Raw genomic sequence first — 23,430 nt, forward strand, 5'->3', positions numbered from 1 at the left:
GTCTATAATCTTTTCTTCAAGAAGTACTGAATAATTCCTTCCGGGTATTCATCGATCATTCCAAACACGTCGTAACCCATCTTCTTGTAAAATTCAGGAGACTGATAAGAAAATGTACTTGTATGTGAAAGTTTGCAACCCTCACTAACAGCAATGCTCTCTGCTTGCATGATTAATGATTTCCCATACCCATTTTCCCTGTATTCTTCATCAATCCAAAAGTTATCAATATATAAAGTATAGCAGTACGTAGCACAGAAGATTCCACCTACTGCTTTGCCTGTCTTATCCCTTAAAAACAAATTGATGCTTTTGCCAGGTTTCTTTAACAGACCATTTGTTTCTCTTAGATTGTATTGATACAGATTACTACAGACAGCATGGTAATCCTCCTCATGATCTTCAAATACAATTTTCAATTCATCGTTAACAGCAGGGTTATTCATTTTAACGTCCTCACGATTTCATAGTATTTGTCTATGATTACATGTTAACAATGTTCAACCTCTTTTTCCAATGATTTCTGTACACCCTTTAGGAATGAAATCATAAGCAATAAAGGCCGCCTTTGCAGGCAGCCCTTTACTTAATATAACCTTATTTACGAACGGAGAGAATGAACTTCTCCAGCGATTCTGTATTGGTAATGCTGTGATTACATCCTTGGTTCTCCATACAAACGTATTGACCAATCGCAGAATAATTATCCGGTAAAGCGTTCTTGGTCTTGACCGTGAAGAATGCAAGCTCTTGATGCCGATTACAGAATAGGCAGTACCCCTTCTTGTGTGTCGGCGTTATTCTTCCCTCAATACCGATAAACTGTCCTTCGAACGGATACACAACGAATAATTTATTCGTTGCAATATCTACCCAGCTCAGATATGTTACATATCGAAAATCAATGGATGTTAAATCAGGCATTTTCATCTTTTTGTTCTTCGGAAATAACTTCTGAATTTGTTTCAACGTAATCGGTGGATACAACTCCAGGTATGGTTCTAGTGCTTTCATATACCGTTGAAAATCGTCTGTTGTCTCCAGCGACGAGATTTGCTCCAGCATTTGCTGCTGATTCTCTGTCAGATCCGTAAATGCATCAATGATGTTTGTTGCAGCACTGTATCTTACAGTCTCCAGAACCCTGCGATCCGCGGCGGATTGCACGGTTTTGCGAACAAATTCCGCTTGTCTTTTAATCAAATTATATTGGTGGTTTCTAATAAATGGTGTACTCATAGCTTTCAGCTCCTTATTTTTTGTAGAAAAAATCAATAAGGGCAAAGCCTGTTATTAGAAACGATAATATTAAGTATGGGCGAAAGAATTTAAGCTATCGCGCCCCACGCAAAGTATCGCCCCCGATCAGGCTTTGCATGAGTTATTTCTAGCTAACGAGCAATTCAGCATTGCCATCTGAGTAACCCCCAATCAAATATCATGCGAAAAGTATATCAGAGAACTTCATATGGATCAATTGAAATGAGTTTTCATGGATGTTCTTTTATGCCGTTGTTTTTGATTGTAATATCTGATCATTCACAAATCCTTGTAAGAAGAAAAGCTCATTGTCATTTGCTTTCCGATCATTGGCTACCTCAAATCGCTCAATCGCTTCCTCTAAGGATGTGGATTTCACAGCATTATTGGCGGAGATGAGCTCTCTCCAATACGTAGCCATCTCCTCCACGTCACAGATCGACTCATGACCAAGCAAAAAATGAACGGCATCATATTGCCGAATGTCCTCAATCATAGGCATTAACTTGTCTTGCTTGATATGATATAGGGAATTTGTAGTTGTGTTGTAAGCACTGTCGCCCAGAAAAATGACCTTTTCATCCGGAATATATACAATGGTTGAATCATCGGTATGGGTGCTGCGAATGGTTTCCAGAATACACACTTTATTACCTAAATCCACATGAAGTGATTCTTCAAAAATGATATCCGGGTGGCTTAATTGAAATGTGTCTCTGTCCGGTATTTCATGTTGTATCGTTTCCATGCACAGTGTGGTCATCTTCTTGGAATCCACATACTCCTGTAGAGAGTGGTCATCGTAAGAATAGTTCCGCCAATCATTCATCTTTTGGTTAGTTAGACTATTCATAATAATCGTAGCTCCGTATTCATTCATTCCTAAAAAATGATCCCAATGGGCATGAGTGATGACCACATATTTAACGGGCGGAACGTTTAACTTCTCTATCTCATGTAAGAAATCCCTTGCATGTTGAACCGAATTTCCAGCGTCAACGACGAGGCTGTATTTATCACCGCAAACTAACCCCAATGTCGGTCTTTCTTTATCATTTTGGTTAGATAGATAATAGATGGATTCACTTATTTGTTTTAGCATGTTCATTCTCCTCTATAATAAATTCTTGATCCATAAGAGAGAAAATCTGCATGCTTATTTAAATCAACATTTAGATTTTCTCATTTTATTTGTTTACCAATGGAATCACCCCCTTTTGTTTTTCACATGAACTGAATGTTCCTCATCTCACCAGATGCTCTTCCAATGTTATAAGTTCGGCTTTTTTCTATGAGCTGTTAGCTGTTCAAAAGCAAATGCAATACGAATCAACACTAATTCACTAAAGGCTTTACCTGCAAATGTGATACCAAATGGCCTTCCACTTTCCTTATATCCCGCAGGTACAGCGATCGATGGATACCCAGCTCTTGCACAAAGATCAGCACCAACATAAGAGGGGAAAACAATGGCGTCCAGTCCAAAGTTATGTAAAGCATAATCTATGCCGTTATTTTGCGAATGATATAGATCCGTTATTAACTCTAAGATGTAACTCGAATTATTCAATGGATTATTCAACTGTTCTCTATATTCGAGATGGTTTTGCCCATATTTTAAAGCCCTTTCTGCATTTTTCTTGTTCCATGCGATTAATTCACTGAGGGTATTCACAGGTAAATGCGATGGAAGACTTTGCAGATAATGTTCAACGCTATGCTTAAATTCATTATTCAACTTGTTCCACTCCCACTTCCGGTCAAACGATGGGATGTCAATATCTTCAATAATATTAGCCCCAGCTTCTTTGATCTGAATTACAGCGTTCTCAAATAGAACTTCATCATATTCTTCGTTATCACGATATCGTGTAAGGGGGGCTTTACGGAAGATGCCTATGTTTGCATTTTTCAACCCATTAAGGTCTAAACATGTTGTATAGTCTATTGTAGAATACGAATTTTTCCAAGTAGCAGGGTCATCTTCGTCTTTTCCAGAAAGTATCCCTAGTAGGATTGCTGCATCTGTCACAGTCCTTGCCATTGGACCAGCAGTATCTTGCGAGTGTGAGAACGGTATTATACCAGCACGACTTATTAAACCTACAGTTGGCTTGATACCAACAATAGAGTTCTGAATGGATGGACTTAATATGGAACCAGATGTTTCCGTTCCTACAGAAACCATCGTAAAGTTAGCAGCTACCGCAGCAGCGGAACCTGTGCTTGAACCCCCTGGAAAAAAATCGCCATAAGGATTCAAAACTTGTCCACCTCTAGCACTGTATCCTGCCCACATATCCGAAGACATGCCATTTGCCCATTCTGTCATATTAGTTTTTCCAAGTATGATTGCCCCAGCTTCCCTCAGTTTACCAACAAGGAAAGAATCCTTAGAACTAATATGGGTTTCCAAAGCCAGTGCTCCAGCAGTTGTATGCATTCTGTCGTTGGTTTCTATGTTATCTTTCAACAGAACCGGAATCCCGTGTAGAAGTCCTCTGGGTCCCACTGATTTCCTTTCAGCATCCAAGGCCTCTGCAATAAAAATCGAATCCGGGTTTATTTCCAAAACAGAATTGATCTTTGGTCCATTTTGATCATATTGTGCAATACGATATAAGTAATACAGAATCAGGTCTCTTGAGCAAAGCTCTCCCTTTTCCAGGGCAGCCTGTATTTCAAAAATCGTGTTTTCTTCAACATTAACATGGCTCAGTTCAGATAAATTTTCCATGCCCTCACCTCTTCTTTGTGCCTCAACTTATCACCACAACGCTTTTTCAACGTTCTTTAGTGAGCCTCATGATACCATCTTCGAAGTTGATTAATGTGGGCTTGATGATAACGACTGTGATCAGCGATATGCCATATACCCCAGCGTATGGTCGCTTGCTTCTCATTCTCATGTCCAAAAGTGACAATCCTCGCTAGATCATCATCCGTTAATTGTGTACACGCGTCCTTTAACATGGTTATGACACCTACATATGTCGACATAAGTGTACTCAAAGATATATCCTGAACCATCGGAAGTCTGCCATTTTCATCAATCATAGGACCATGTTGCTCTCTTAAGTTTTGAGGAAGTGGTCGTCCCTTTATTCGATAAGCCCAATTCAGATCGACGTAGGTGATATGTTTTATTAATTGAGCGGTACTATTGAAGTTGTTATTAGGTCCTTTATAATCTATTTCTTCTTGCGACATACCTTCCGTGATTCGTTGGAGTCGTTGGCTGTTTTCTATAACCGCAGCAAATAACAACCCAACAACAGGTGACATATTGGCATCGCCTTTTAAATCATAAACCACCCTAACGCCTCCTTGAGGTTGTCTTCATCGTTCTTCCCTTAGAATCTCCTTGATTTCTCTTAATTCTTGCAATATTTCTTTGGTGTACTGATTACTCTTGGAATTATCCATTCCGATTTTCACAACAAAAATACCAAAAAACAAAGACACTACCAACATTAATATAGTCCCAATAATAACCATCCTTTCCTCAAGCAACAGAAACCCGAGAGATTAGAAACAGCGATGCTGCCCATTCAAAAAGATCCACTCGGGTTAATAGTTTAACTGTGACTACTCATGTACTGGAACATACATCGTTTGTATCTCTTGAACGCCAGGAATAAATCCAAGATTAAAATAAACTGATTCGGCATCATTGCCTTCCATGACATATAACCTTAGAACTGGATACTTGTCTTTAAGAGAAGTCAGGGCTCTTTGCAGCATGCGTGTAGCAAGTCCTTTTCCTCTAAAAGCGGGGTTGACTCCGATGCTATATACTGCTGCTTGATTATCCTGCAAACATAGGCGACAGTTGGCTATGAGTTGTCCAGTAACCTTATCATATACAAGTGTAGAAGCTTGAGTTAGGTTCTCATTGGTAAAATAGATTTCTTCGTTCGGGATAAAGTCTTCAAGGGATGTTTTCTTTCTGCGTAAGGCTTCAAAACCTCCTACAAAGCTGTCAAAGTCACACTGAGCGATTTCATCTTCATTAATGTATTGCTTAGCACCCGTTTCATTCTCAATAATTTCGGGGCTCTTAACTATAAAATCATGATCCCAACGCACATTGAAATGATCTGTCGGGCGCTGCATCCAGCGACATCTGAAATCATCTGGCCAGAATCCAGCCCTCGTAAATAAATGTACTTGATCGGGGAGAATTTCATATATCTTGATACGTTGAGTTGCATCAGACCATTTTATGAGTATTCTTTTAAGAAGCTTCAGTACCTCAAATGAATCATTGAATGGGGGCATAAAGAATAGATGGTATAACGTATTGGGTGCCATCCTTACCCCACCGATTTTTGACTCTCCTTTATAAATCCAGAAAGAGTTGTTCCGCGAAACATTGAAGTAGTCTTCCTCTCTAAAAAATCCAGTATAGGCCATATTATAATAGACGGAACAATACAGTCCCCATTCTTCGGGCTCAGCCTTTTGAATGGAATACTCATTTGATAAATCATAAGAATAAAGTTCCTCAGACCAATTATTTAATTCCATGCGTCATTCCTCCTCGTTCAAACTAACCCATTTAATTTCTACCCTGTGACTGTTAACTACTCCATTACTTCAAAATGTTCTTCATATAATTGCAATATTTCTATACCTTTAAATTTCTCCTGAAGTTTTTGAGCTAAAGACTTTACTCCGAAAATTTCAGTATAGGTGTGACTTCCCACAATGATATTCATTTTTATGAACTTAGCATATTGCACTGTATATAATGTTTTTTCGCCAGTAATGTAAACGTCGCAATTACTTTTCATAGCATCTCTCAACTGGTCAGTCCCATTTCCTGCTCCTGTAATCATACCTATTCTTTTAATTTCTTTATTATTATTATTTTGAAAGTAGACTCTTTCACCCAATAATCTGTTCATATCCCCGACTAGTTGTTTCAATGTTATTGGAGATGCAAACTCCCCAATACCTATTACAGTTTTACTATCTAACTGATAAGGTTGCTGAACAATTTTACTAATTCCTAGTAGATTAAGCAAAGAAACACATGTACCGAAATTAACATAATCTAAAGGTAAATGAATATAGAAATGTGCAATATTATATTCTTCTAATAGCTCTATGCAACGTTCCTTCATCCCATAAACAAAATCCCATGCATCATGATGGGTCACTATTAAATCAACATTCATCTCAGCAGCCTGCATAACAATCTCAGGAGTAATGTTTGTTGCAAAACCAATTCTCTCGTAATTATTTAATGAAAAATTACAGAAACCATACTCTTCATCTTCTTTAAACTCTAAAAGTAATGGGCCAAATAATTCTTCGATTTGCGATTTGAATTGTTGAACATTCATTAAAGTGCCCCCAATTAAACATAATTGTTGTGAACGATTTCAATATTATCTTGAATACCCTTAAATAACATGTCCTTTGCTATTTACTTGATCAATTCCGTCATTAATCTTATTTTTCAGCAGCTCATGAAATTTACTTTCTTCCTTCTTTAAATGCTCCTCAAGGAAAGCAGAGATATACTTATTAATAGTGGAATGCTTGTGTTCTATCCCATCTTCGTTGTAATGTATCGGAATATCGCTAAAAGTCATATGATGAGTACCGTTTAATTTAATAAATGAACTATTCAGATCACTCGAGTTAAACAAAGACTCATACCCACCTAGTAACAAAGGCAATAGGTCTGGAGAGATTTCATTTTCCAGTTCTTCAAACGAGCATTTCTCTTGCCGAGCTACCAATAACGGAATAGTTACTCTCTCTTCCTTACTCGTCGTCATTAAATGGAAACTAGGATCTAATAGAATGCTAGCCTTAATTCTCTTTTCTCTTTTAAGCAATTCATAAGCAGCAGCCCCACCTAATGAATGACCAATGATCCCCATTTCATTCACATCCACTATGGCCTTAAGACCCTTATCTGAATCCAAGACTTTATCTACATTTTTCAAAACCCAACTGATATCTTCAACTCTAAGCTTCAATAATTGTTTCCAAGAATGAATATCTAAACTTTCTATTTCGGATATCTCTTTGGATTGCTGGACAAAGCGACCGTCAGGAAAAATGGAAAATATAGATTCATGAGTGGCTCCTATAGTAATGACAACAAATCCGCACCCGACTAAATGTTCTACACAAAAGGAATACATATCTCTAACGACACCAAAAGCCGGAGCTACAAAAATAATGGGACAGTTTTTAGCCGTAATATCAACACTCTCATCATTATGTATTTTTGTATCCAGATTACATATATAATCCTTATCCACTCCCATACTAGAGAGCATATCAACAGCGGAAGAGATATTAGGTTCAAATAACGAAATATACTTCGACTCATGCTCCACTGGATTGGAAGGATAGTATATACTAATGAGCACTTCTCTGGTTTCCTTACTTATCGGATCAATACGTGATTCATCCTTTAAAACAAAAACCTTTTTTCCAACAGTCATTGCATTCACCCTTATAATATTTGTAGATTGACTTGAATGTATGATTCCATAACTTCATTGATTAGCCTTAAATTCATTTTATAATTAACTCTTCAGGCATTATCCAAAATTGATTTGTTTCTTTATTAAGTTTTAAGTGAATTGTTTGTTGTTCACCTTTCTTCAAGCGTTTGTAGCTTGTGCCCATACTGAAGATACTTCTTCCTGGGGTCCATTGCAGTCCACTCACTTGTCTATTATGATGCACTACTAAATACTCATTAGCTTCAATTTCATTTCCCTCAACAAGATTATTGGAGGTATTATTAAATAAGATGTTTACAATTTTTATCTTGGTAGAGACTCTGTCTCCTAGTATATTTTGTTTACCTGTTCCTTCAACTACAACCTCCACATCAGCTTGGGATGAAACGATTTCATAAATGCCCAATTCTTGACTCGTTCGATCAAGCACTATATATTGATTCAATATTAAATATACACCAATGATTCCAGATACAATGAGTGATAAAGCAACTACTATTTTCCACCTTCTCTTCACCGAAACTACCTCCAAAACTTATCGATTTCCGAGGTTGCATATTACGTTTGTGAATCCATGCCCTCACCAGTTTAAATTCTTCAAAGAAACGGCAACGATGCTTTTAAGCGGTGAGGGCAGCTTAACATTTCCGTCTTATGCTTCTGGATAAAGGTCTGTTGATAAATATCGTTCACCTGTATCCGGAAATAGAACAACTATACTTTTATTTTTATTCTCTGGCCTTTTGGCAATTTGCACTGCTGCATATGCAGCAGCACCAGACGAAATACCAACTAATAACCCTTCGGATTTAGCTAAAAAACGTGCTGTTCCAAATGCATCTTCATTGCTTACCTGTACGATCTCATCAACTACAGATCTATTAAAATTGTCGGGAACAAAACCGGCACCAATTCCTTGAATGGTATGCACTCCTTTAGTACCTCCAGAAAGCACCGGGGAATCCGAAGGCTCTACAGCTATAATCTTCACATCTTCTTTTCTTTGTTTAAGTGCTTCGCCAACTCCTGATATGGTTCCGCCTGTACCAACTCCACCAATAAAAATATCCACTTTGCCTTCGGTATCTCTCCAAATCTCCTCTGCGGTTGTTACCTTATGTACTTGTGGATTTGCTGGATTTTTAAACTGTTGAGGTATAAATGAATTAGGGATTGTAGCCGCAATTTCTTCAGCCTTTTTGATGGCTCCAGACATTCCTTCTGTGGCAGGTGTAAGAACTAGTTCTGCTCCCAGAGCGATCAACAGCTTCCTACGTTCTACACTGAAACTCTCAGGAAGCGTTATGATTAATCTGTATCCTAATGCAGCAGCTGCAAAAGCAAGTCCTACACCTGTATTTCCGCTAGTCGGTTCTATGATCACTGAATTTTGGTTAATTAACCCCTTCTCTTCAGCATCTTTAATCATTCCATATCCGATTCTATCTTTTACACTACCTGCTGGATTAAAGTATTCCAATTTAGCAATGATCCTCGCCTCGACTTGATACTTTCTCGCAAAATTAGAAAGCTCCAATAGCGGTGTATTTCCAATCAGATCTGTGAGATTCTTCGCAATATTAGTCATGAATGATCATACCTCCAAAATACATTTCCAACTAAATTAGTTGGTTTTAACATCACATTATCATGTATGGTAAAATAATACAACTATTGAACTTCTACTTTATAACATAGGAAAGCAAGAGTTATTAAACTGAGCGTGAACCTTTGTTATAAAATCCCCATCTAAAAATTGAGATCACAAATCCAATACTGTTATGAGCTCATCATGGCACACCTCACCATTTTCATGGAATCCAAAGCTCTCATATAGCTTTTTGGCAGCCAAGTTATCAGGACTATATGGAATCCAACAATAACGTGCAGGTCCAGCTGGGAAAGTTCGAATAAACTCCAATATTTTCTTTAATGCTTCCCGGCCATAGCCCATGCTCTGGTACTGCTTGTCAATCATCAGTCGCAAAATACAATAGCTATTGTCAGCAATGACAGGAAGATCATAACCCGTGATTCCGTAAGTTATCATTACAAAACCTACAGGTTGCTCATCTGCGTAAATTGCAAGTGGGAATGGGGAGCCGCCATTGGTTGCAAGAACATAACACGATGCTACACTTGATAGGTTTGATGCAACATATTGTCGCTGCTCTTCTGAAACTTCCAAGTTAAATATAGATCGTCGGTTATCTAGTGTTATTTTTCTGAGCGTAATCATGCAGACTCTCTCCTCACCAAACATTATAGATTTAAGCGGTTTCAAGGTAATACCCAGTTACTCTTATTGGATCTTCTTTCTCATATACAAAGCTATTTCTTCGTTTTGACTATGATTATTTGAATATAGTGATACATCAATTCCTTCAATTTGATAACCACATTGCTTGTAAAAATGAATGGCTGGAACATTCGTATTCTGGGTTTCTAACGTGATCGCTCTGAAACCTTGTTCCTGGGCAATCTCATTCACTTTATTGATCAACAGTCTCCCATATCCTTTTCTTATGTATTTTTCATTCACCTGAAGATGCCATATCATCAGCGTATTATTCCAAGTTTGTGGTTCAGAAATGGCGAGCGCTATGATTTTCCCATCTATATATATTCCATAAGAAAATCCCAGTTGTATGATTTCTTCATATCGTTCCAAATCATCTGTGCTGTTCAATTCTTCTTTTTCGTAGATGTCATCCAAATTTATCAACGTTAAATTCATACTAAAGGAATCTTGTGTCTCTTTTCTGGTAAGCTCATATTTTTGAGTTGATTTATATCCAAAGCTTCCAAGTTGAAGCCAATCTTCATTGGATAGTTTCTCTATTTTTTTGATCTCCATTACATCACCTCAGAATTAAAATACTTTACGATTTGCTTATAACGTTGTTTCATTCTTGCTTATATCTCTTCTTTCGACCTTAATTTCCATATTCCTGCATCCCTACTTATTGTTTCCTATCTGCAAAATTAATAATTCTCAAAAGAAAATAATAATAATCCCGACAGGACAAACCTGGCGGGATTTCGTTTGAATAGATATCGAAATTAGTTGTTACGTAGCAACTACATGGTTCATCTCTTCATTTGCCATAAAGTCAGAACGATTCACATAATACAAATCATAGATTTGTTCCGTATTGTTTATCAACTTATACACTTCGTGGTGAATATCAATGACTAATTTGACATAAGGCAATTTTCCAACCGCTTTCTTGGATCGAATGTTTTGTTTTCGAATTTTAAGAAAGACTGTTTCAATTTCATGTTGAAGAAACAACTCAGCGAAGAAGGCTTCCTTTGCTCGTTGATTGTAACCTTTTCCGAAATAAGGGGCTCCAATCCATGTTGCAAGAAAACCTGTATTATGTTCCATGTGATATAAATCAATGGTTCCGATGGGATGTCCCAGCTCATTAAGGATCGTTCTGGAAATACATGTGTTTTGCTCTTCTTCATCAATCACCTGTTTAGTAGCAAATAAATATTCTTCATAAGATCGGCACTTATGACGAACGTATGGAAAAACAGCGGGGTCGACCATTAAATCATGCAGTGAGTGGCATTCGTGCAAGTCTCGTTTTTTTAACATTTAAACGACCACCTAGTCCTTTTAGTTCGCTGAGTCAAACAAACTAAGTATATAAAAGGACGTGTGGAATTTAATGAATTCTATATTGCTTTTATGTAAAATTCATCATAGAAATGTTTTCCAGATTACTTGACTGAACGTAACGAATATCGTCTGATTTTTGGAATCATTGACCCGTCGAAACAACCTCACTATCATCGGTTTAGCTGGTTCACTCATCTTCGCTAACATCATTTCATGCCCATGGATAAAATTTTTGGTTCAAGGAAACATTAATCATACTACTTATCCTTGGGAGTGATGTTATGCTGTACCTTATCAGCTTTGTGCTCATGTTTGCTGGCTTAGCCTGTATCAACATTATTTTTTCATATCAAAGCAAGCATATTGACACTCAGTTCTGGTCCACATTTAAATTCCATCTTTGGATGCTGCCTTTATTTCTCGCCGCTAATCTGAGCGTAGGATACGGCGTCAAGTTTGGAATGAAAACTGTCAGCCAACTGGGCTATGTTCTGGTCATTGCCAAATGCATAGAAGTTCTCATCTCCATATGGATGGGATATTGGTTTATGAAGGAAGTACCTTCTTGGAAAACGTGGATTGGGCTTGTGGTCATCATCATCGGTGTTGTACTGGTTAAACAGAAGTAGGAGTAAGTTAAAATGCTTTTAAAAAACGAATCGATATACAATTTCATCATCATATACGTCACCGGTCTCTGAAAACCCCATTTTTTCATAAAGCTTTCTGGCAATTTCATTCTCTGCACATACCGTTAAACTCAGACACTTGCTATGGACATAGTTCTCTTTTATATAGCTAAGTGCTGCATCTAGCGTTGCTCTTCCATATCCTTTACCTTGGTAGCTTACATCGATCATAAAACCATTTAACCAATAGGACCAAGCTGTTGTTTCATCGACTGTGATCATAACAAAACCCACTAAGGTATCCTCCGTGTTATATATGCAAAATGGTAGATACTTGTACTCATCCCCATCTGGACGAATGTGCACCTTCGCTAGGGACACGGCTACTGATGGAACATAATGATTTTGATTGGCTTGAACTTGTAAGTTTAATGCATCTTTCCAGTTCTCTCTTGTAGTAGGTATTAATCTGATCACAATATATCACTCGTTTCGTTTTTTTTATTTCAATTAACTCCAGTCACCGAAATGTTTCTCAAGGAACCTTATTTCGTTCTCATAATGAGCCAGATGACCCTCTTCAACCATTTTGATAAAAGCTGTTTCTCCAGACGCCGCCCGATCAGATAGTGTGGTACACATGAAATGAATTCGAGAAATCACCCATTCCTTCAGATCTGTCGGCACATCTATACCATAAGCGTTAAAAAATAACGCTATACGTCTTTTCCGCTCAGATGCATGATCCTGTTTATTATATGGAACGACTTCTCTTTCATCTTTACCCGGTGAAAAACCTGCTAATGGGACAGAGGTATACAAGCTGTAAACGATATCCCATAGAGGCGGACCAGGCCCTGCCATGTCAAAATCGATGATTCCTACAGGCAGCCGATCTTTAAATACAACGTTATACAATGCAAAATCGTTATGGCAGACTACTTCTTCCTCTGAAGATATCAATGGGCAATTATTTAAAGAAACCGTAGATGTAACAAAATCCACTGTAGCATCATGATAGCTTTTTATAAGTTTCGCTACTTTGTCTAAGATCTCATCAGACCACATATAACTTTCAATCTCAGGATAGTCATTTCCCGAAACCACACCATCCAGGTAAGAAAGGATTTCTCTGTCCTGCTCATCTACTCCCAAATATCTAGGGGAATGCGCATAGCCCAACGTTTCAAGGTGCTTAAGCAATTCATATACATACGGATTCAGTATAGCGTCACGCCTAACTGTGCTACCTACTTTTACAACCTTATTCACATTGCCTCCGGTTAGGGCTTCTTCGTACTCAGGCAAAATGAACCCCTCCTAAGATCGGTTTTGTGTGTACCTATTTGTTTTATCCTTTCTGGGATTCCCAGGGAATCCAGCAATCAATAACACAAATCCGACGAAAAATAAGAAATATACGAGAAAACCTGTGAAACCATTATCACTTGCTGGGATTATCTCGCGTGTTTTCCCACCTGAAGCGTATCCCGCTTCCACTATTGCTGTAGATATTCTCACGGAAATTCTATCTAAGGTTGAAATAAAAATACTGCTAATCATGAGAACCGCACCCAGGATTTTATTTGTATTGTTCATGAGCTACCTCCTAATTCAATCCAGTTTTTATCTTTCCGTCCATGCTGTTCGGATATATCCCAACTTCATGCCCACATGCTCCATATTTCGATGGCTTTGAGATAAAAAAGAACATTGCCCTACCACCAGATTACATTCCTTATTCAAGGCTTCCGTTATTCTTCTATTCAAAAGCTGCTGATGTACACCCTGATTTCTAAACTCAGGTAATGTTGCTGCAAAGGTTAAGGATGCCTTTTGATTTTTAATAAACAGAACACTTACCGCCGCAGGAATGTCATTGACATATGCGATGTAAAATTTCCAACCTGGACGGTGATAAAGAACCTTATTATTCTGGGCGACATAAGGGATACCATCATCCGACAAACCGGTCCCCCTGCAATGAATGGTCGCGTATAGCTCGAATTGATCCTCTTCAAGTTCCTGAATTTGGATATGATCTGAGTGATTCTTTTTTTCTTCCGGTTTGATGATCAGAGATGAATGAAATCCCGATGCATTCATGCCTAAGTCGGTTAAACGTTTCAAGAAGTTCTGATCCACCACAGATGGAATAACTTCGAACTGAACCTTCCGATCGCGCTGTCTATAAAAATCAATGATAGCATCCAGATGTTCCAGATCATTATTCGTTAAACCCTTCACCGTATTGAAAGTGGGCCATGCCATTGTCTTACTGTAGAAACAGATGGCATTTCCAAATTGCTGAATCTCAATTCCTTCCGGATTGTTGTCCCGACTCTGTATAGCAAGCATGCGATCTGTCATATAATCGATTTCAGAGAGTTCAATTTCTTTAATTAAATCTATGGATGGAATCAGTCGATTCATGTCTTTACCTCCAAATAAAAGTACGGGAACTCCGTTTTTAATTTCCATTAAAATACTTTATTACATTGCCTGAACTTTACATTAGTTAGATGCTCCCACTCCTTATACAGTTGCTCTTTAGAGAGTATCTTCCACGGGTTGAATATCGTTTGCCCATCTTTATTGAAATATAGTTCTTCTCCCAGATGATATGCTGCATGTTGAATGATCCCATTTTCATCTGTCCATATGACAACGTCCCCTTGATGTAGTTCGTGAGTTAATAACTCCTCGTATTGATACTGTTTTAATTTCTCAAGAAACGTTTTTTGATGTACCCATTCATAGATAAACCATTCCTGTTTCCCTTTGGAGATTGCAAACAAAACAGCTCCAAGGCAATTTGCACCTTGGGAACTAGCAAACGAATTGGCATATGGTTTTAGAAAACCAGGTAGTGACTCAGGCGGCTTCTCACATTCCCCTTTATCCCACCATTCGTAAACCAATGTCGTAAGTATCTGTTCTTTACATGATTTGTTCAGCTTCTCCCACATGAAGCGCTGAAGGATAACATGCCCCTCCATCAAATAGCTTGCAGGTATTTCCGCCATATCATGTACAAATGAAACTGGGAAAACAAGCCCTCTTCCACTTTGCACTTGTGCATTTAATAAAAATCGTTTCTGTTCTTCAGGAATGGTTTCTATCCATTCTTTATTCGCAATGATTACATAATCAACGTTCTTAATATTCCAGTACTCATAACCATTCACATAATTCACTTGCCTATAAGTGCTGTGGTTATAGAACTCCTCTTTTGGCATTAATAGTACATCGGTAAAGTCAAATTCATAATCAAGATGTTCTTTTGATAGGAAAAACAAATCTTTTTCCGGTACATAACAATCCATCCATGAAAGTAAAACTTTTTTACCCGGTTTAATTTTCAATATGTATTCCTCCGCGTTGGGTCTGAAATTTATTCTTTCACTTTATTTCTCACTACTCCGTAGTAAATCAGATCCTCATACCAGTCTTCTTTCTTGACATGATCCACCAGTACTCCTTCTTGTATCATGCCAATCTTCTGTATAACTTGTCCGGATGCCGGGTTAGAAGCAAAGTGTCGCGCATATACCTTATGATATTTTTTTACATCAAAAGCGAAGTCTAACATGGCTTTAGCTGCTTCCGTTGCATAACCTTTTCCCCAAAACGGCTGACCTACCCAATAAGATACCTCCCCGTTATCGTAACGTTGTTGATTAGATAATGCTATTGCCCCGTACAAACCACCTGTTTCCCTATCACAAATAGCAAATTCATAACATTTATCCGCATTAAAATTTTCGTTATGGTGCTCTATCCAAGACAATGCACAATCTAATGTATATGGGTAGGGTAATGTGAGTGTGCTCTTATAAATGTTGTAGTCATTACATAATCTAGTAACGGTATCAGCATCTGCTTGCGTAAATAATCTTAACAGCAGCCTTTCTGTGGTCATCGTTTTAGTGAGATCGTTGTACACCATACTATCCCCGCCTTTTACATGAAAATGGATCATTGTACCTTCATAATGACCGATTTCTATTTATTTCAATTTCATTTTATATATCACTTCACCATCCTGATTTTCCAATTCCTGATTAATAAATCCTATCTTCTCATATAAGGCTCTTGCATGTGCATTACTTTTTCTAGGGTGTTTCAAGTAAAGATATCGCGATCGCCTCTTCCCAATTCGTTTTATCGATTGGTTCTATAGTAATTGGGTTCATTCAAATATCCCTTTCGTTTGCCGAATTATATTTCATTGGAGTAGATTAATGAGTTACTTGAGTCCATATTGTTTAGCTATGATTTCAACTGTATCGTTTACGTTATATTTTTTAAAATCATTTAAAATAGTCTGTGGTAAATAGTCATATAACTCTGATCGGGTTGCCCACATATACTCGCTATGTTCTTCTGAAAGTATCACTCGGTCATCTGTCGCTCTGCACAAATATGTCAGTAATACGATCTGTCTATGCGGATCCGTAAAAAAAGTAGTAGCAAATAGTAACTTCTCAACACTCACTTTAAGCCCAGCTTCTTCTTTCACTTCACGAGCCAAAGCTTCTTCTAATTCTTCTCCAAAATCGATCTTTCCACCAACGGTTTCCCAGCTCCCAGCGGCAACTTCATCTGCACCAGAACGTTTTAATATCAATACCCTGCCTTTATTTTCAATGACTCCCTTAACCACAACAACGATGTTGTTTTTCAAGATACCTTCACCCATATGTTATTCAGAGAACTCAACTAAAATGGGATGAGTGCTCTCATCCAATGCTTTGTGAATTCTCTCCTTGAAATTCCCCCAGGTTATCATTTCATTGGCTTGTTCTAATGTAAAGAAACCAACCTCATCACTTTCAATACTTGTAGTTAGAGTTCCTCCAATCGGTTTCCCAGTGAATATATTGTTACATACTCCCCGCGTAGTATTCTGATATAGGCCACAAAACTTAATAAGTTCAATATCAATGCCAGTCTCTTCCTTCACCTCTCGAATAGCAGCTTGTGTGATGGTCTCGCCTTCTTCCACACAGCCTTGAGGCATTTCCCAGCCTCTCCGTCCCTTCATAAGTAAGATTTCATCGTTCTCATTAAGGACAATCACACTTGCAGACACAATAAATTTCACTTAAATCCCTCCTTTTATGTTTTAGATTCAATACATCCAATTAAAAATAATAAGCTCCCTTTAATCAAAAGGTCCTCTGCATTCAATTAGAAATAATAAAGTGCAATCCGGGAACCCACAGTTCTTATCACTCTTCCCTTCGGACCGTTCCAAATGAAATCTTCATGCTGGCTGCATAAGTCAACCAAGATTCCTCATCAAATACCTTGGAAAATGTTAATTCCGCTTCATACTGCGCCTTTGCTTCATTTTGGGTTAAGCCCCGAGTTGATAATCGTTTGGTTACCTCTACTGAATTGCCAGGATCCTGTCCTATACCATCTTCTTTAATTGAGTGATAGAGAATGTTTTTTGTGGTAGAGTCCATGTTTTGATCTAGAAAGTTGACCTTATCACTCATTCTACATTCCACATTCGTTAATCCTAATTGACTCATTAATATGGGCAATCGCATTCCAATATTTCCATCTTTACCTGTACGTATATGATCTTTTTCAAATAATCTCTGTAAAACGCCTAGTTTAATGATTTCACTTTGTTCAACGCCCTCCACATGATAGTTCGCCATATTTCCAATCCAATGAGGTTCAAAACAAATGATTCTTCCACCCTCCAGCACACTTTCAATCATCCTTTGGAGTATTTTCACAGAGTCATCCATATGTAATAAAAAAGCATGACTCAATGCAATGTCATACTTCCTCTCCAATACAACGTCTTCTATATCACAAGTAATAAATTCTGTATCATAAGGAAGTTGGGAGAAAATCGTCTTAGCTTCATTGATTAAAATTTCACCCTTATCTACTCCAGTGTAGGTTGACCCTTTTGGTAAAAAAGGCAGCAGTTTAAGACCCAAATAACCAAACCCACACCCATAATCGATAACGCTTACAGGTTTATCTATCTTCCAAACAAATTGCACTAAAAATTGAAGGTAATCGTCATTGTAGTACAGCCATCTCGTATTTTTAAGGTATTCAATTTTATTATCCCAATAATATTCAGACATTCGATTATGCTCCTTATAGTTTCTTTTGTAGCAATACTTCTTCCGTTCTGGCATAGTTTGATTTTTCGTATGTCTTTATAGCCCTTTCATTACTTTGGCCTGTCAGAATTTTTACACTGGTAACACCTCGTGCTTTGAGTTCCTCCTCTATAAAAGCAATTAGCAACGTAGCTAATCCTCTTCTCCGGGCAACTTCGGCAATATACATTTCTGTGATTTCTCCCTGGAGTGCACGATAACAAAAAGATTTAAAATATTGAGCACAAGCGAATCCAACTGCCTGATCGTCAATCACAGCTAGAGCAATCAACTCATTAGATAAAGCAAGGCTATCTATTACTTCTTCTACGGATGTACCTATGCCATTAAAAGCATCATTGAGCTTAAGAAGGTCCTCTGCATCATTTTCGTTCGCCCAACGTATATGAATGTTCTCTTCTTTCATCACGTGACCTCCAATAATAACAGTGTACAGAAATTAATGATCCGGATAGGTTTCTTTCAAGAACTTGATGGATTGGTTGATCAACGCTTGTAATACATCTAGATTGATATCTGCAACTTTATTGACGTATACACATGCTTTTCCTGTCGTATGTTTTCCAAAGTCTTTTAACAGATTCTCTCGCTCTGCATCACCTGTCGCAAAATACAAACTGATTTTTGCTTTTCGAGGAGAAAAGCCCACCAGGGGTGCGTCACCTTCATGACCAGATTCATATTTATAATGATAGGAGCCGAATCCAATAATACTCGGTCCCCACATCTTTGCTGTATACCCTGTTGTTTCAGTGAAAATATCCAATAGTTGATACGCGTCTTCACGCTTTTTGGGATTCTCAACACTTTCAATAAATTCAATGACACTGTTGTCTGTTTCTTTTGTTTTAAGTTTATACATTGATAAAATCTCCCTTTATTTCTTTCGTAGTTGTAACACGCTAAACAGACTTAATATCAGACCAACAATCAGAAACAATATCCATTGTTCGTAACTAATGATTAGTATCAGTTCCCAAAAACTTGCCGGCCCGGAGTTTGGTTCATCATTGTATGGATGGTCAAAAATAGCTGGTAGTACTCCTAGGGCTGTAAAAACGATTCCAATGATCAAAGAAAGAAAATAAACAGCTCTCTTCAATGCCATCACGCCCTCAAATAATCAGGAAGTCTTATCATGAAGCGTTCACTATTTCTATTAAATTGATATTGTTCATATAATTCATGTGCATCCAATGTTCCGAGTAACCCCATTAAATCTTTAAAGCGATCCGATTGTGTTATCACTTCAATTAGTTTCTTACCAAGTCCTTGGCCCCTATATTCCTCATGAATAAAAACATCACAAAGCCAATACATTGTCGCATCATCTGTGACAACCCTTGCAAAACCAACTTGAATTGCCTCTTTATATATCCCAAAACATATTGAAGAATGGATGGACTTTTCAATTTTTTCATCGGATCTCTTATTGGCCCAATAGCTTCTAGATAAGAAACCCTTTACCGCATGGATGTCCATAAGTTCTTTGTTATCACTGATAAGATATTCTCCATATATAAAATCCATTCAATCCCAGCTCCTCTCAAAATCCTTGATGATTCAAGTAATACTTAATTCCGGCACGATCAACATCAGAAAAATCTAATGAATTCTCCATAAATAATTTATTTAGTTTCTTAATGTCAATCCATTGAATATCTATTGTTTCGTCACCAGCTTCTAGCAAATCTCCACTTGCCTTACATCTAAAATAATATCCAACAGAATCAATTGGTCCCTTAATGGTTTGATAAGCAGCGAATGGTCTAAGACATTCCACTTCAAATTCAGGATTAATTCCAGTTGTATCAATTCTTGTTTCAGTACCTTCAATTTCATAAACATCTAATCCGGTTTCTTCTTTAACCTCTCTTACCAGAGCTTGGATCAACGATTCAAACGGTTCAATTCTACCTCCAGGAAGTTCAAACTGAAAAGAAGAGTCCGTCTTTGTTCTTCTTTGTATGACAATCTCAGTTGCTTCGTTACCAGATCTTTCAATGATAGCTCTTGAATTAACATAGAACATGCAACCAGTCCTTTAGTAGTTTCAAATTTTCTTTATTGTGTTTATATCGTTGTCACATTCGAAATGAATACTTTTAGTTACTTCATCTTCTTTCCTAAAAACAAAGCAACTCTATGGTCTTTAAAAATATATCCACCTGATCTATCAATAGAATTTTTGATTCTATTTAACAAATTGTTTCTGTCCGGTTCAGATAGTTGTCTATGCTTTGAATTGGTATTAAGCAAAGAAATATAATCGCTGCTTGTATATGAAAGGATTTGGCTATATTCTTTGACTTCTATTCTTTTAAAATTACCTGTTCCTTCAGTGATCGCTTTTCTTTCATTTATGGTTTCTTCAGGTGTTTGTAATGTTGAATCGTCCAAATGTGGTGCAAACTCTTTATAGTGAGATCGTATTTCATTATGGATCTCATCGTACATTGGCACATGAATGGTCCAGAAGAAACCAATTGCACCTGAATCCTCAAGTAACTCCCACACCCTGGGATAACCAAACTGGGGATCAATAAAATGAAATGCAGTACCCGAAACTGCTAATTTAAAAGGACTACCTTCACCTTCCCACTCTTCGAAAGATGTATTTATCACTTTAAGAGATGTATAGGATTTGAATTTTTCTGCAGTGAGCTGGGCTAATTTGTCCCCCAATTCAATACATGTAATATTTTTATATTTTCTATTAACTAATCCACTTGTTGCTTGTCCAGTTCCGCAACCGATTTCAAGGATTTTATCTTCTTTTCCTGCATTTGAATAATTAAAAATATCGTCAAACATTTCATCTGGATAGGTGGGTCTATATTTTTCATATTCACTAGCAATACAATTAAACGTCTCTTTACTCTCCACTGGTCATACTCCCTTTATTATGATTTTGGTTATTTCCAATAACGTTTCTGTATCTATGAACCCTAAAAAGGGGTCTCAATTGAGATGCTTCTCCAATCTCCATCCCTCAGATCAAACTTCCGTCAGGACCAAAGCTTGAATATTACGTTATACAATTTTGTTAGCCTTCACGCGCATCGATATAGTCTTTGATTTTTTCTTGATTACCTAAATCATGCATTTTTCATAAATCACAATCGTCATCTTGTCGTTAATTTGTTTCGTATCTCCCTTCTGTCTATATCCTAATTTCTCATAAAGGTAACAATTCCTCTGCTCTTCTAAGATTGTAGCCAACTCCCATATTGTTGCATCGCTATATCTATCTTCAATCATTGAAAATACTTTTTGTGCAATCCCTCTCCCTTGGTAGTCGGGTAAAATAAATACAGGGCTTACTCGATAGATTTTATTCTCCTTTTTTACTACTCTAATGGCCCCCACAGGAATATTTGCTTCTCTTATTAGGTAATAATCTGTATAGCTTTGATTTATTCGATCTTCTATTTGTTCTACCGTTTGATTTGCTGGGCTTGTTTCATAGTCTTTATATTTATTTAATAGAGGCATGAATGCTTTTATTTGCATTTCGTGAATAATTGAAGCTTCTTTAAGTCCTGCTTTGGATAATGAGATTTCCATTTCATATCATCCTCCGTTATTAAAGCTAATTTAGTGTTTTGCTTCTATGTTAGTTCCCAACCATACACGTATAATATGCGGTTTCGTTCTTCTTGAATGCATTCTAAATCTTTAACTTCATTTGTATAGTTATTATTTTTTGTTCATCTAAATTCGTTATTCGCATATCGATGGGTTCAAATCCTTGCTTGTGATAAAATGCTAGAGCCTTGATATCTGGTCTGGTGTTAAAGGATAATTAAACCGAGGACTAATATGAAACAATTCTTCCTTTGACTGAGGAAAAGAACTTATACTTTTCAAGTCTTCATTCATTAGAGATCTATAAGAATAGATAGGTACCATCTCCTTTTTTTGGGTTAGACGGTTTAGAATTCAATATAAAATGGTTGCAAATCTGGCCTTAAACAATATTCAATTCGTTGTTTGAAATTCTTCCAAGTCACCTTATTTAATGCTTCTTCTATTGGAAAATATCCTGTTTCTAGGCTTTCACTAGTTACTATGGGTTCTCCCCCAATCGGTCTTGCTAAAAATAATGTATTCACGATTGAACCCTTCACATTCTGGAATATTCCACAAAATCGAATAATCTCTATATCAATCCCTGATTCTTCTTTTGTCTCCCTGACTGCGGCATCCTGTAAGGATTCTCCTTCTTCCACTTGCCCTCCAGGCATTTCCCATCCTCTTCTAGGTCCCCGGACTAGTAAAATTTCATTGTTCTCATTCATTACAATCGCTGCCGCTGAAACGATATGCTTAGGTGGATTCATAGATATATCTAGTCCTCTCAGGGGATATTAGTTTTAAAATGTTATGTAAGGGGTGCCTTATCCACAAATCATCCTACTAAATTGGTTTCCAATGTCCAATCCAATCTTCGTAGCCATTCATTTTTCACTTCTTCATTTGTGTACTTTATCCGATCTAAAACATTAATTACTCTTGAAACTGAGTATACCTTCACTAATTCATTGGTAATCTTAAGATCTGAAAATTTACTATACGCATTAATAAAAATTTCAGACAACTCACGAGAGAAGTTTGGATAATGTAAATGCACAAACCATATTACCCATGCGACATCTTGCAGTGGATTCCCCCAGCCTGCCCACTCCCAATCAATAATAGATATTAATTTATTAGATAAAATTGCATTATGCGGTCCATAATCTCCATGGATTAAGGTTTTCTCCCCTATAACTGATACATTAAGTATCTGTTTTACTTTTTCCTTTTGATTATTCGGTACATAGTTAAGATCATCAATATCAATATTTATTAGTTCTATGATTGGCAGGTCAGGGTCACCATCTCTCCATTTTAATGAGTGAATATCTTTTGCAAGATGATTTCCAAGCAACTCGTAGATTTCCTTAGCTCTATGAATGTCTCCATCATCAAGAAATCTCTGGCTGTTAATTCCGTGCACATAGTCCATAATAATGTACTGTGAACCGTTGTCTTCAAAATAGTCATGAATTTTTGGCGACACACCTGTATGATTCAATAGAGTTAAACAATTAATTTCTGCTATCGCATCACGATTATGAGCATTGAAAATCTTTGCTATGACCAGGGGGTCTGATCCCTCAAGTAAAATACTGCTGTTGGTGTAACCTCCGGTGAGCTCAGTCAATTTACGATATTGAAATTTATGTAATAAGATGTCATGCAACATCAAATTC

The 23,430-nt window shown here is 37.3% G+C and carries 31 protein-coding genes; 1 reads left to right on the plus strand and 30 read right to left on the minus strand.

Annotated features, from left to right (window positions below):
- Positions 1-2: 2 nt before the first annotated feature.
- The 13 genes from MHB84_RS00515 to MHB84_RS00575 form a co-directional block, all read right to left on the minus strand.
- Positions 3-446, minus strand: coding sequence for a GNAT family N-acetyltransferase (locus tag MHB84_RS00515; protein WP_083678923.1), 444 nt, complete (start codon positions 444-446; stop codon positions 3-5).
- A gap of 151 nt (positions 447-597) precedes the next feature.
- Entirely contained in the window at positions 598-1,239 is a 642-nt protein-coding gene (locus tag MHB84_RS00520) for a FusB/FusC family EF-G-binding protein (protein ID WP_076289644.1), read from the minus strand.
- A 265-nt stretch (positions 1,240-1,504) separates the two neighbouring features.
- A complete protein-coding gene (locus tag MHB84_RS00525) occupies positions 1,505-2,362 on the minus strand; it encodes an MBL fold metallo-hydrolase (protein WP_076289643.1) in 858 nt (285 codons plus the stop codon).
- A 168-nt stretch (positions 2,363-2,530) separates the two neighbouring features.
- Entirely contained in the window at positions 2,531-3,997 is a 1,467-nt protein-coding gene (locus MHB84_RS00530; protein WP_076289642.1) for an amidase family protein, read from the minus strand.
- Between the two features lie 56 nt (positions 3,998-4,053).
- A complete protein-coding gene (locus MHB84_RS00535; RefSeq protein WP_076289641.1) occupies positions 4,054-4,575 on the minus strand; it encodes a DinB family protein in 522 nt (173 codons plus the stop codon).
- A gap of 273 nt (positions 4,576-4,848) precedes the next feature.
- A complete protein-coding gene (locus MHB84_RS00540; RefSeq protein ID WP_076289640.1) occupies positions 4,849-5,790 on the minus strand; it encodes a GNAT family N-acetyltransferase in 942 nt (313 codons plus the stop codon).
- 56 nt (positions 5,791-5,846) lie between these two features.
- A complete protein-coding gene (locus tag MHB84_RS00545; protein ID WP_076289639.1) occupies positions 5,847-6,611 on the minus strand; it encodes a Nif3-like dinuclear metal center hexameric protein in 765 nt (254 codons plus the stop codon).
- A 60-nt stretch (positions 6,612-6,671) separates the two neighbouring features.
- Positions 6,672-7,730: an alpha/beta hydrolase gene (locus MHB84_RS00550; protein WP_076289638.1), complete on the minus strand. Its 1,059-nt coding sequence runs from the start codon at positions 7,728-7,730 to the stop codon at positions 6,672-6,674.
- 73 nt (positions 7,731-7,803) lie between these two features.
- Positions 7,804-8,271 carry a hypothetical protein gene (locus MHB84_RS00555; protein WP_076289637.1) on the minus strand — a complete coding sequence of 156 codons (468 nt, stop codon included), beginning with the start codon at positions 8,269-8,271 and terminating at the stop codon, positions 7,804-7,806.
- Between the two features lie 135 nt (positions 8,272-8,406).
- On the minus strand, positions 8,407-9,342 hold the full coding sequence (cysK, locus tag MHB84_RS00560) for a cysteine synthase A (protein ID WP_076289636.1): 936 nt from the start codon (positions 9,340-9,342) through the stop codon (positions 8,407-8,409).
- A gap of 174 nt (positions 9,343-9,516) precedes the next feature.
- Positions 9,517-9,993: a GNAT family N-acetyltransferase gene (locus MHB84_RS00565; protein ID WP_076289635.1), complete on the minus strand. Its 477-nt coding sequence runs from the start codon at positions 9,991-9,993 to the stop codon at positions 9,517-9,519.
- 63 nt (positions 9,994-10,056) lie between these two features.
- Entirely contained in the window at positions 10,057-10,611 is a 555-nt protein-coding gene (locus MHB84_RS00570; RefSeq protein WP_076289634.1) for a GNAT family N-acetyltransferase, read from the minus strand.
- Positions 10,612-10,824: 213 nt separating this feature from the next.
- Positions 10,825-11,361 (minus strand): GNAT family N-acetyltransferase, encoded by a 537-nt coding sequence (locus tag MHB84_RS00575; protein ID WP_076289633.1) that lies wholly within the window; start codon positions 11,359-11,361, stop codon positions 10,825-10,827.
- Between the two features lie 485 nt (positions 11,362-11,846).
- Between MHB84_RS00575 and MHB84_RS00580 the strand changes: the two genes are divergently transcribed.
- The gene (locus MHB84_RS00580; protein ID WP_341142990.1) at positions 11,847-12,014 is read left to right on the plus strand and encodes an EamA family transporter; all 168 of its coding nucleotides are present in this window, start codon (positions 11,847-11,849) and stop codon (positions 12,012-12,014) included.
- 18 nt (positions 12,015-12,032) lie between these two features.
- Here MHB84_RS00580 and MHB84_RS00585 read toward each other — a convergent pair whose 3' ends face one another.
- From MHB84_RS00585 to MHB84_RS00665, 17 genes are all read right to left on the minus strand, one after another.
- Positions 12,033-12,494, minus strand: coding sequence for a GNAT family N-acetyltransferase (locus MHB84_RS00585; protein WP_076289631.1), 462 nt, complete (start codon positions 12,492-12,494; stop codon positions 12,033-12,035).
- A gap of 30 nt (positions 12,495-12,524) precedes the next feature.
- Positions 12,525-13,322 carry an aminoglycoside phosphotransferase family protein gene (locus tag MHB84_RS00590; RefSeq protein WP_076289630.1) on the minus strand — a complete coding sequence of 266 codons (798 nt, stop codon included), beginning with the start codon at positions 13,320-13,322 and terminating at the stop codon, positions 12,525-12,527.
- 12 nt (positions 13,323-13,334) lie between these two features.
- Positions 13,335-13,613, minus strand: coding sequence for a hypothetical protein (locus tag MHB84_RS00595; RefSeq protein ID WP_063563283.1), 279 nt, complete (start codon positions 13,611-13,613; stop codon positions 13,335-13,337).
- Positions 13,614-13,640: 27 nt separating this feature from the next.
- Complete coding sequence (locus tag MHB84_RS00600) at positions 13,641-14,447, minus strand: N-acetyltransferase (protein WP_076289629.1); 807 nt, start codon at positions 14,445-14,447, stop codon at positions 13,641-13,643.
- Positions 14,448-14,494: 47 nt separating this feature from the next.
- Positions 14,495-15,379, minus strand: a complete 885-nt coding sequence (locus tag MHB84_RS00605) for a hypothetical protein (protein ID WP_076289628.1) — start codon at positions 15,377-15,379, stop codon at positions 14,495-14,497.
- A gap of 29 nt (positions 15,380-15,408) precedes the next feature.
- Complete coding sequence (locus MHB84_RS00610) at positions 15,409-15,963, minus strand: GNAT family N-acetyltransferase (RefSeq protein WP_076289627.1); 555 nt, start codon at positions 15,961-15,963, stop codon at positions 15,409-15,411.
- Between the two features lie 300 nt (positions 15,964-16,263).
- Positions 16,264-16,716 carry an NUDIX domain-containing protein gene (locus MHB84_RS00615; RefSeq protein WP_179087162.1) on the minus strand — a complete coding sequence of 151 codons (453 nt, stop codon included), beginning with the start codon at positions 16,714-16,716 and terminating at the stop codon, positions 16,264-16,266.
- 3 nt (positions 16,717-16,719) lie between these two features.
- Positions 16,720-17,121, minus strand: coding sequence for an NUDIX hydrolase (locus MHB84_RS00620; RefSeq protein ID WP_062324469.1), 402 nt, complete (start codon positions 17,119-17,121; stop codon positions 16,720-16,722).
- A 127-nt stretch (positions 17,122-17,248) separates the two neighbouring features.
- Positions 17,249-18,133, minus strand: coding sequence for a class I SAM-dependent methyltransferase (locus MHB84_RS00625; RefSeq protein WP_076289625.1), 885 nt, complete (start codon positions 18,131-18,133; stop codon positions 17,249-17,251).
- A gap of 13 nt (positions 18,134-18,146) precedes the next feature.
- Entirely contained in the window at positions 18,147-18,578 is a 432-nt protein-coding gene (locus MHB84_RS00630; protein ID WP_076289624.1) for a GNAT family N-acetyltransferase, read from the minus strand.
- 33 nt (positions 18,579-18,611) lie between these two features.
- Positions 18,612-19,034, minus strand: a complete 423-nt coding sequence (locus MHB84_RS00635; protein ID WP_076289623.1) for a DUF1801 domain-containing protein — start codon at positions 19,032-19,034, stop codon at positions 18,612-18,614.
- A 245-nt stretch (positions 19,035-19,279) separates the two neighbouring features.
- Positions 19,280-19,702, minus strand: a complete 423-nt coding sequence (locus tag MHB84_RS00640; RefSeq protein WP_076289621.1) for a GNAT family N-acetyltransferase — start codon at positions 19,700-19,702, stop codon at positions 19,280-19,282.
- 16 nt (positions 19,703-19,718) lie between these two features.
- Positions 19,719-20,204, minus strand: coding sequence for an NUDIX hydrolase (locus MHB84_RS00645; RefSeq protein ID WP_076289620.1), 486 nt, complete (start codon positions 20,202-20,204; stop codon positions 19,719-19,721).
- Positions 20,205-20,281: 77 nt separating this feature from the next.
- On the minus strand, positions 20,282-21,058 hold the full coding sequence (locus tag MHB84_RS00650) for a class I SAM-dependent methyltransferase (protein ID WP_076289619.1): 777 nt from the start codon (positions 21,056-21,058) through the stop codon (positions 20,282-20,284).
- A gap of 207 nt (positions 21,059-21,265) precedes the next feature.
- The gene (locus MHB84_RS00655) at positions 21,266-21,739 is read right to left on the minus strand and encodes a GNAT family N-acetyltransferase (protein WP_076289618.1); all 474 of its coding nucleotides are present in this window, start codon (positions 21,737-21,739) and stop codon (positions 21,266-21,268) included.
- Positions 21,740-22,107: 368 nt separating this feature from the next.
- On the minus strand, positions 22,108-22,515 hold the full coding sequence (locus MHB84_RS00660) for an NUDIX hydrolase (RefSeq protein WP_076289617.1): 408 nt from the start codon (positions 22,513-22,515) through the stop codon (positions 22,108-22,110).
- Between the two features lie 68 nt (positions 22,516-22,583).
- Positions 22,584-23,423, minus strand: a complete 840-nt coding sequence (locus tag MHB84_RS00665) for a phosphotransferase family protein (RefSeq protein ID WP_076289616.1) — start codon at positions 23,421-23,423, stop codon at positions 22,584-22,586.
- Positions 23,424-23,430 lie beyond the last annotated feature (7 nt).

This window comes from Paenibacillus sp. FSL F4-0087, from assembly GCF_038020215.1.
In the GTDB taxonomy this organism is placed as follows: Bacteria; Bacillota; Bacilli; order Paenibacillales; family Paenibacillaceae; genus Paenibacillus; species Paenibacillus taichungensis.

Excerpts from the sequence above, each read along its gene's own strand:
- MHB84_RS00655 (WP_076289618.1), bottom strand. The coding sequence starts at position 21,739 with ATGGAAATCTCATTATCCAAAGCAGGACTTAAAGAAGCTTCAATTATT.
- MHB84_RS00625 (WP_076289625.1), bottom strand. The coding sequence starts at position 18,133 with ATGTCTGAATATTATTGGGATAATAAAATTGAATACCTTAAAAATACG.
- MHB84_RS00575 (WP_076289633.1), bottom strand. The coding sequence starts at position 11,361 with ATGTTAAAAAAACGAGACTTGCACGAATGCCACTCACTGCATGATTTA.
- MHB84_RS00540 (WP_076289640.1), bottom strand. The coding sequence starts at position 5,790 with ATGGAATTAAATAATTGGTCTGAGGAACTTTATTCTTATGATTTATCA.
- MHB84_RS00520 (WP_076289644.1), bottom strand. The coding sequence starts at position 1,239 with ATGAGTACACCATTTATTAGAAACCACCAATATAATTTGATTAAAAGA.
- MHB84_RS00580 (WP_341142990.1), top strand. The coding sequence starts at position 11,847 with ATGAAAACTGTCAGCCAACTGGGCTATGTTCTGGTCATTGCCAAATGC.
- MHB84_RS00550 (WP_076289638.1), bottom strand. The coding sequence starts at position 7,730 with ATGACTGTTGGAAAAAAGGTTTTTGTTTTAAAGGATGAATCACGTATT.
- MHB84_RS00600 (WP_076289629.1), bottom strand. The coding sequence starts at position 14,447 with ATGAATCGACTGATTCCATCCATAGATTTAATTAAAGAAATTGAACTC.
- MHB84_RS00665 (WP_076289616.1), bottom strand. The coding sequence starts at position 23,423 with ATGTTGCATGACATCTTATTACATAAATTTCAATATCGTAAATTGACT.
- MHB84_RS00515 (WP_083678923.1), bottom strand. The coding sequence starts at position 446 with ATGAATAACCCTGCTGTTAACGATGAATTGAAAATTGTATTTGAAGAT.
- MHB84_RS00630 (WP_076289624.1), bottom strand. The coding sequence starts at position 18,578 with ATGAAAGAAGAGAACATTCATATACGTTGGGCGAACGAAAATGATGCA.
- MHB84_RS00660 (WP_076289617.1), bottom strand. The coding sequence starts at position 22,515 with ATGAATCCACCTAAGCATATCGTTTCAGCGGCAGCGATTGTAATGAAT.
- MHB84_RS00530 (WP_076289642.1), bottom strand. The coding sequence starts at position 3,997 with ATGGAAAATTTATCTGAACTGAGCCATGTTAATGTTGAAGAAAACACG.
- MHB84_RS00595 (WP_063563283.1), bottom strand. The coding sequence starts at position 13,613 with ATGAACAATACAAATAAAATCCTGGGTGCGGTTCTCATGATTAGCAGT.
- cysK (WP_076289636.1), bottom strand. The coding sequence starts at position 9,342 with ATGACTAATATTGCGAAGAATCTCACAGATCTGATTGGAAATACACCG.
- MHB84_RS00645 (WP_076289620.1), bottom strand. The coding sequence starts at position 20,204 with ATGTTCTATGTTAATTCAAGAGCTATCATTGAAAGATCTGGTAACGAA.
- MHB84_RS00545 (WP_076289639.1), bottom strand. The coding sequence starts at position 6,611 with ATGAATGTTCAACAATTCAAATCGCAAATCGAAGAATTATTTGGCCCA.
- MHB84_RS00640 (WP_076289621.1), bottom strand. The coding sequence starts at position 19,702 with ATGGATTTTATATATGGAGAATATCTTATCAGTGATAACAAAGAACTT.
- MHB84_RS00570 (WP_076289634.1), bottom strand. The coding sequence starts at position 10,611 with ATGGAGATCAAAAAAATAGAGAAACTATCCAATGAAGATTGGCTTCAA.
- MHB84_RS00525 (WP_076289643.1), bottom strand. The coding sequence starts at position 2,362 with ATGCTAAAACAAATAAGTGAATCCATCTATTATCTATCTAACCAAAAT.
- MHB84_RS00610 (WP_076289627.1), bottom strand. The coding sequence starts at position 15,963 with ATGGTGTACAACGATCTCACTAAAACGATGACCACAGAAAGGCTGCTG.
- MHB84_RS00615 (WP_179087162.1), bottom strand. The coding sequence starts at position 16,716 with ATGGGTGAAGGTATCTTGAAAAACAACATCGTTGTTGTGGTTAAGGGA.
- MHB84_RS00635 (WP_076289623.1), bottom strand. The coding sequence starts at position 19,034 with ATGTATAAACTTAAAACAAAAGAAACAGACAACAGTGTCATTGAATTT.
- MHB84_RS00565 (WP_076289635.1), bottom strand. The coding sequence starts at position 9,993 with ATGATTACGCTCAGAAAAATAACACTAGATAACCGACGATCTATATTT.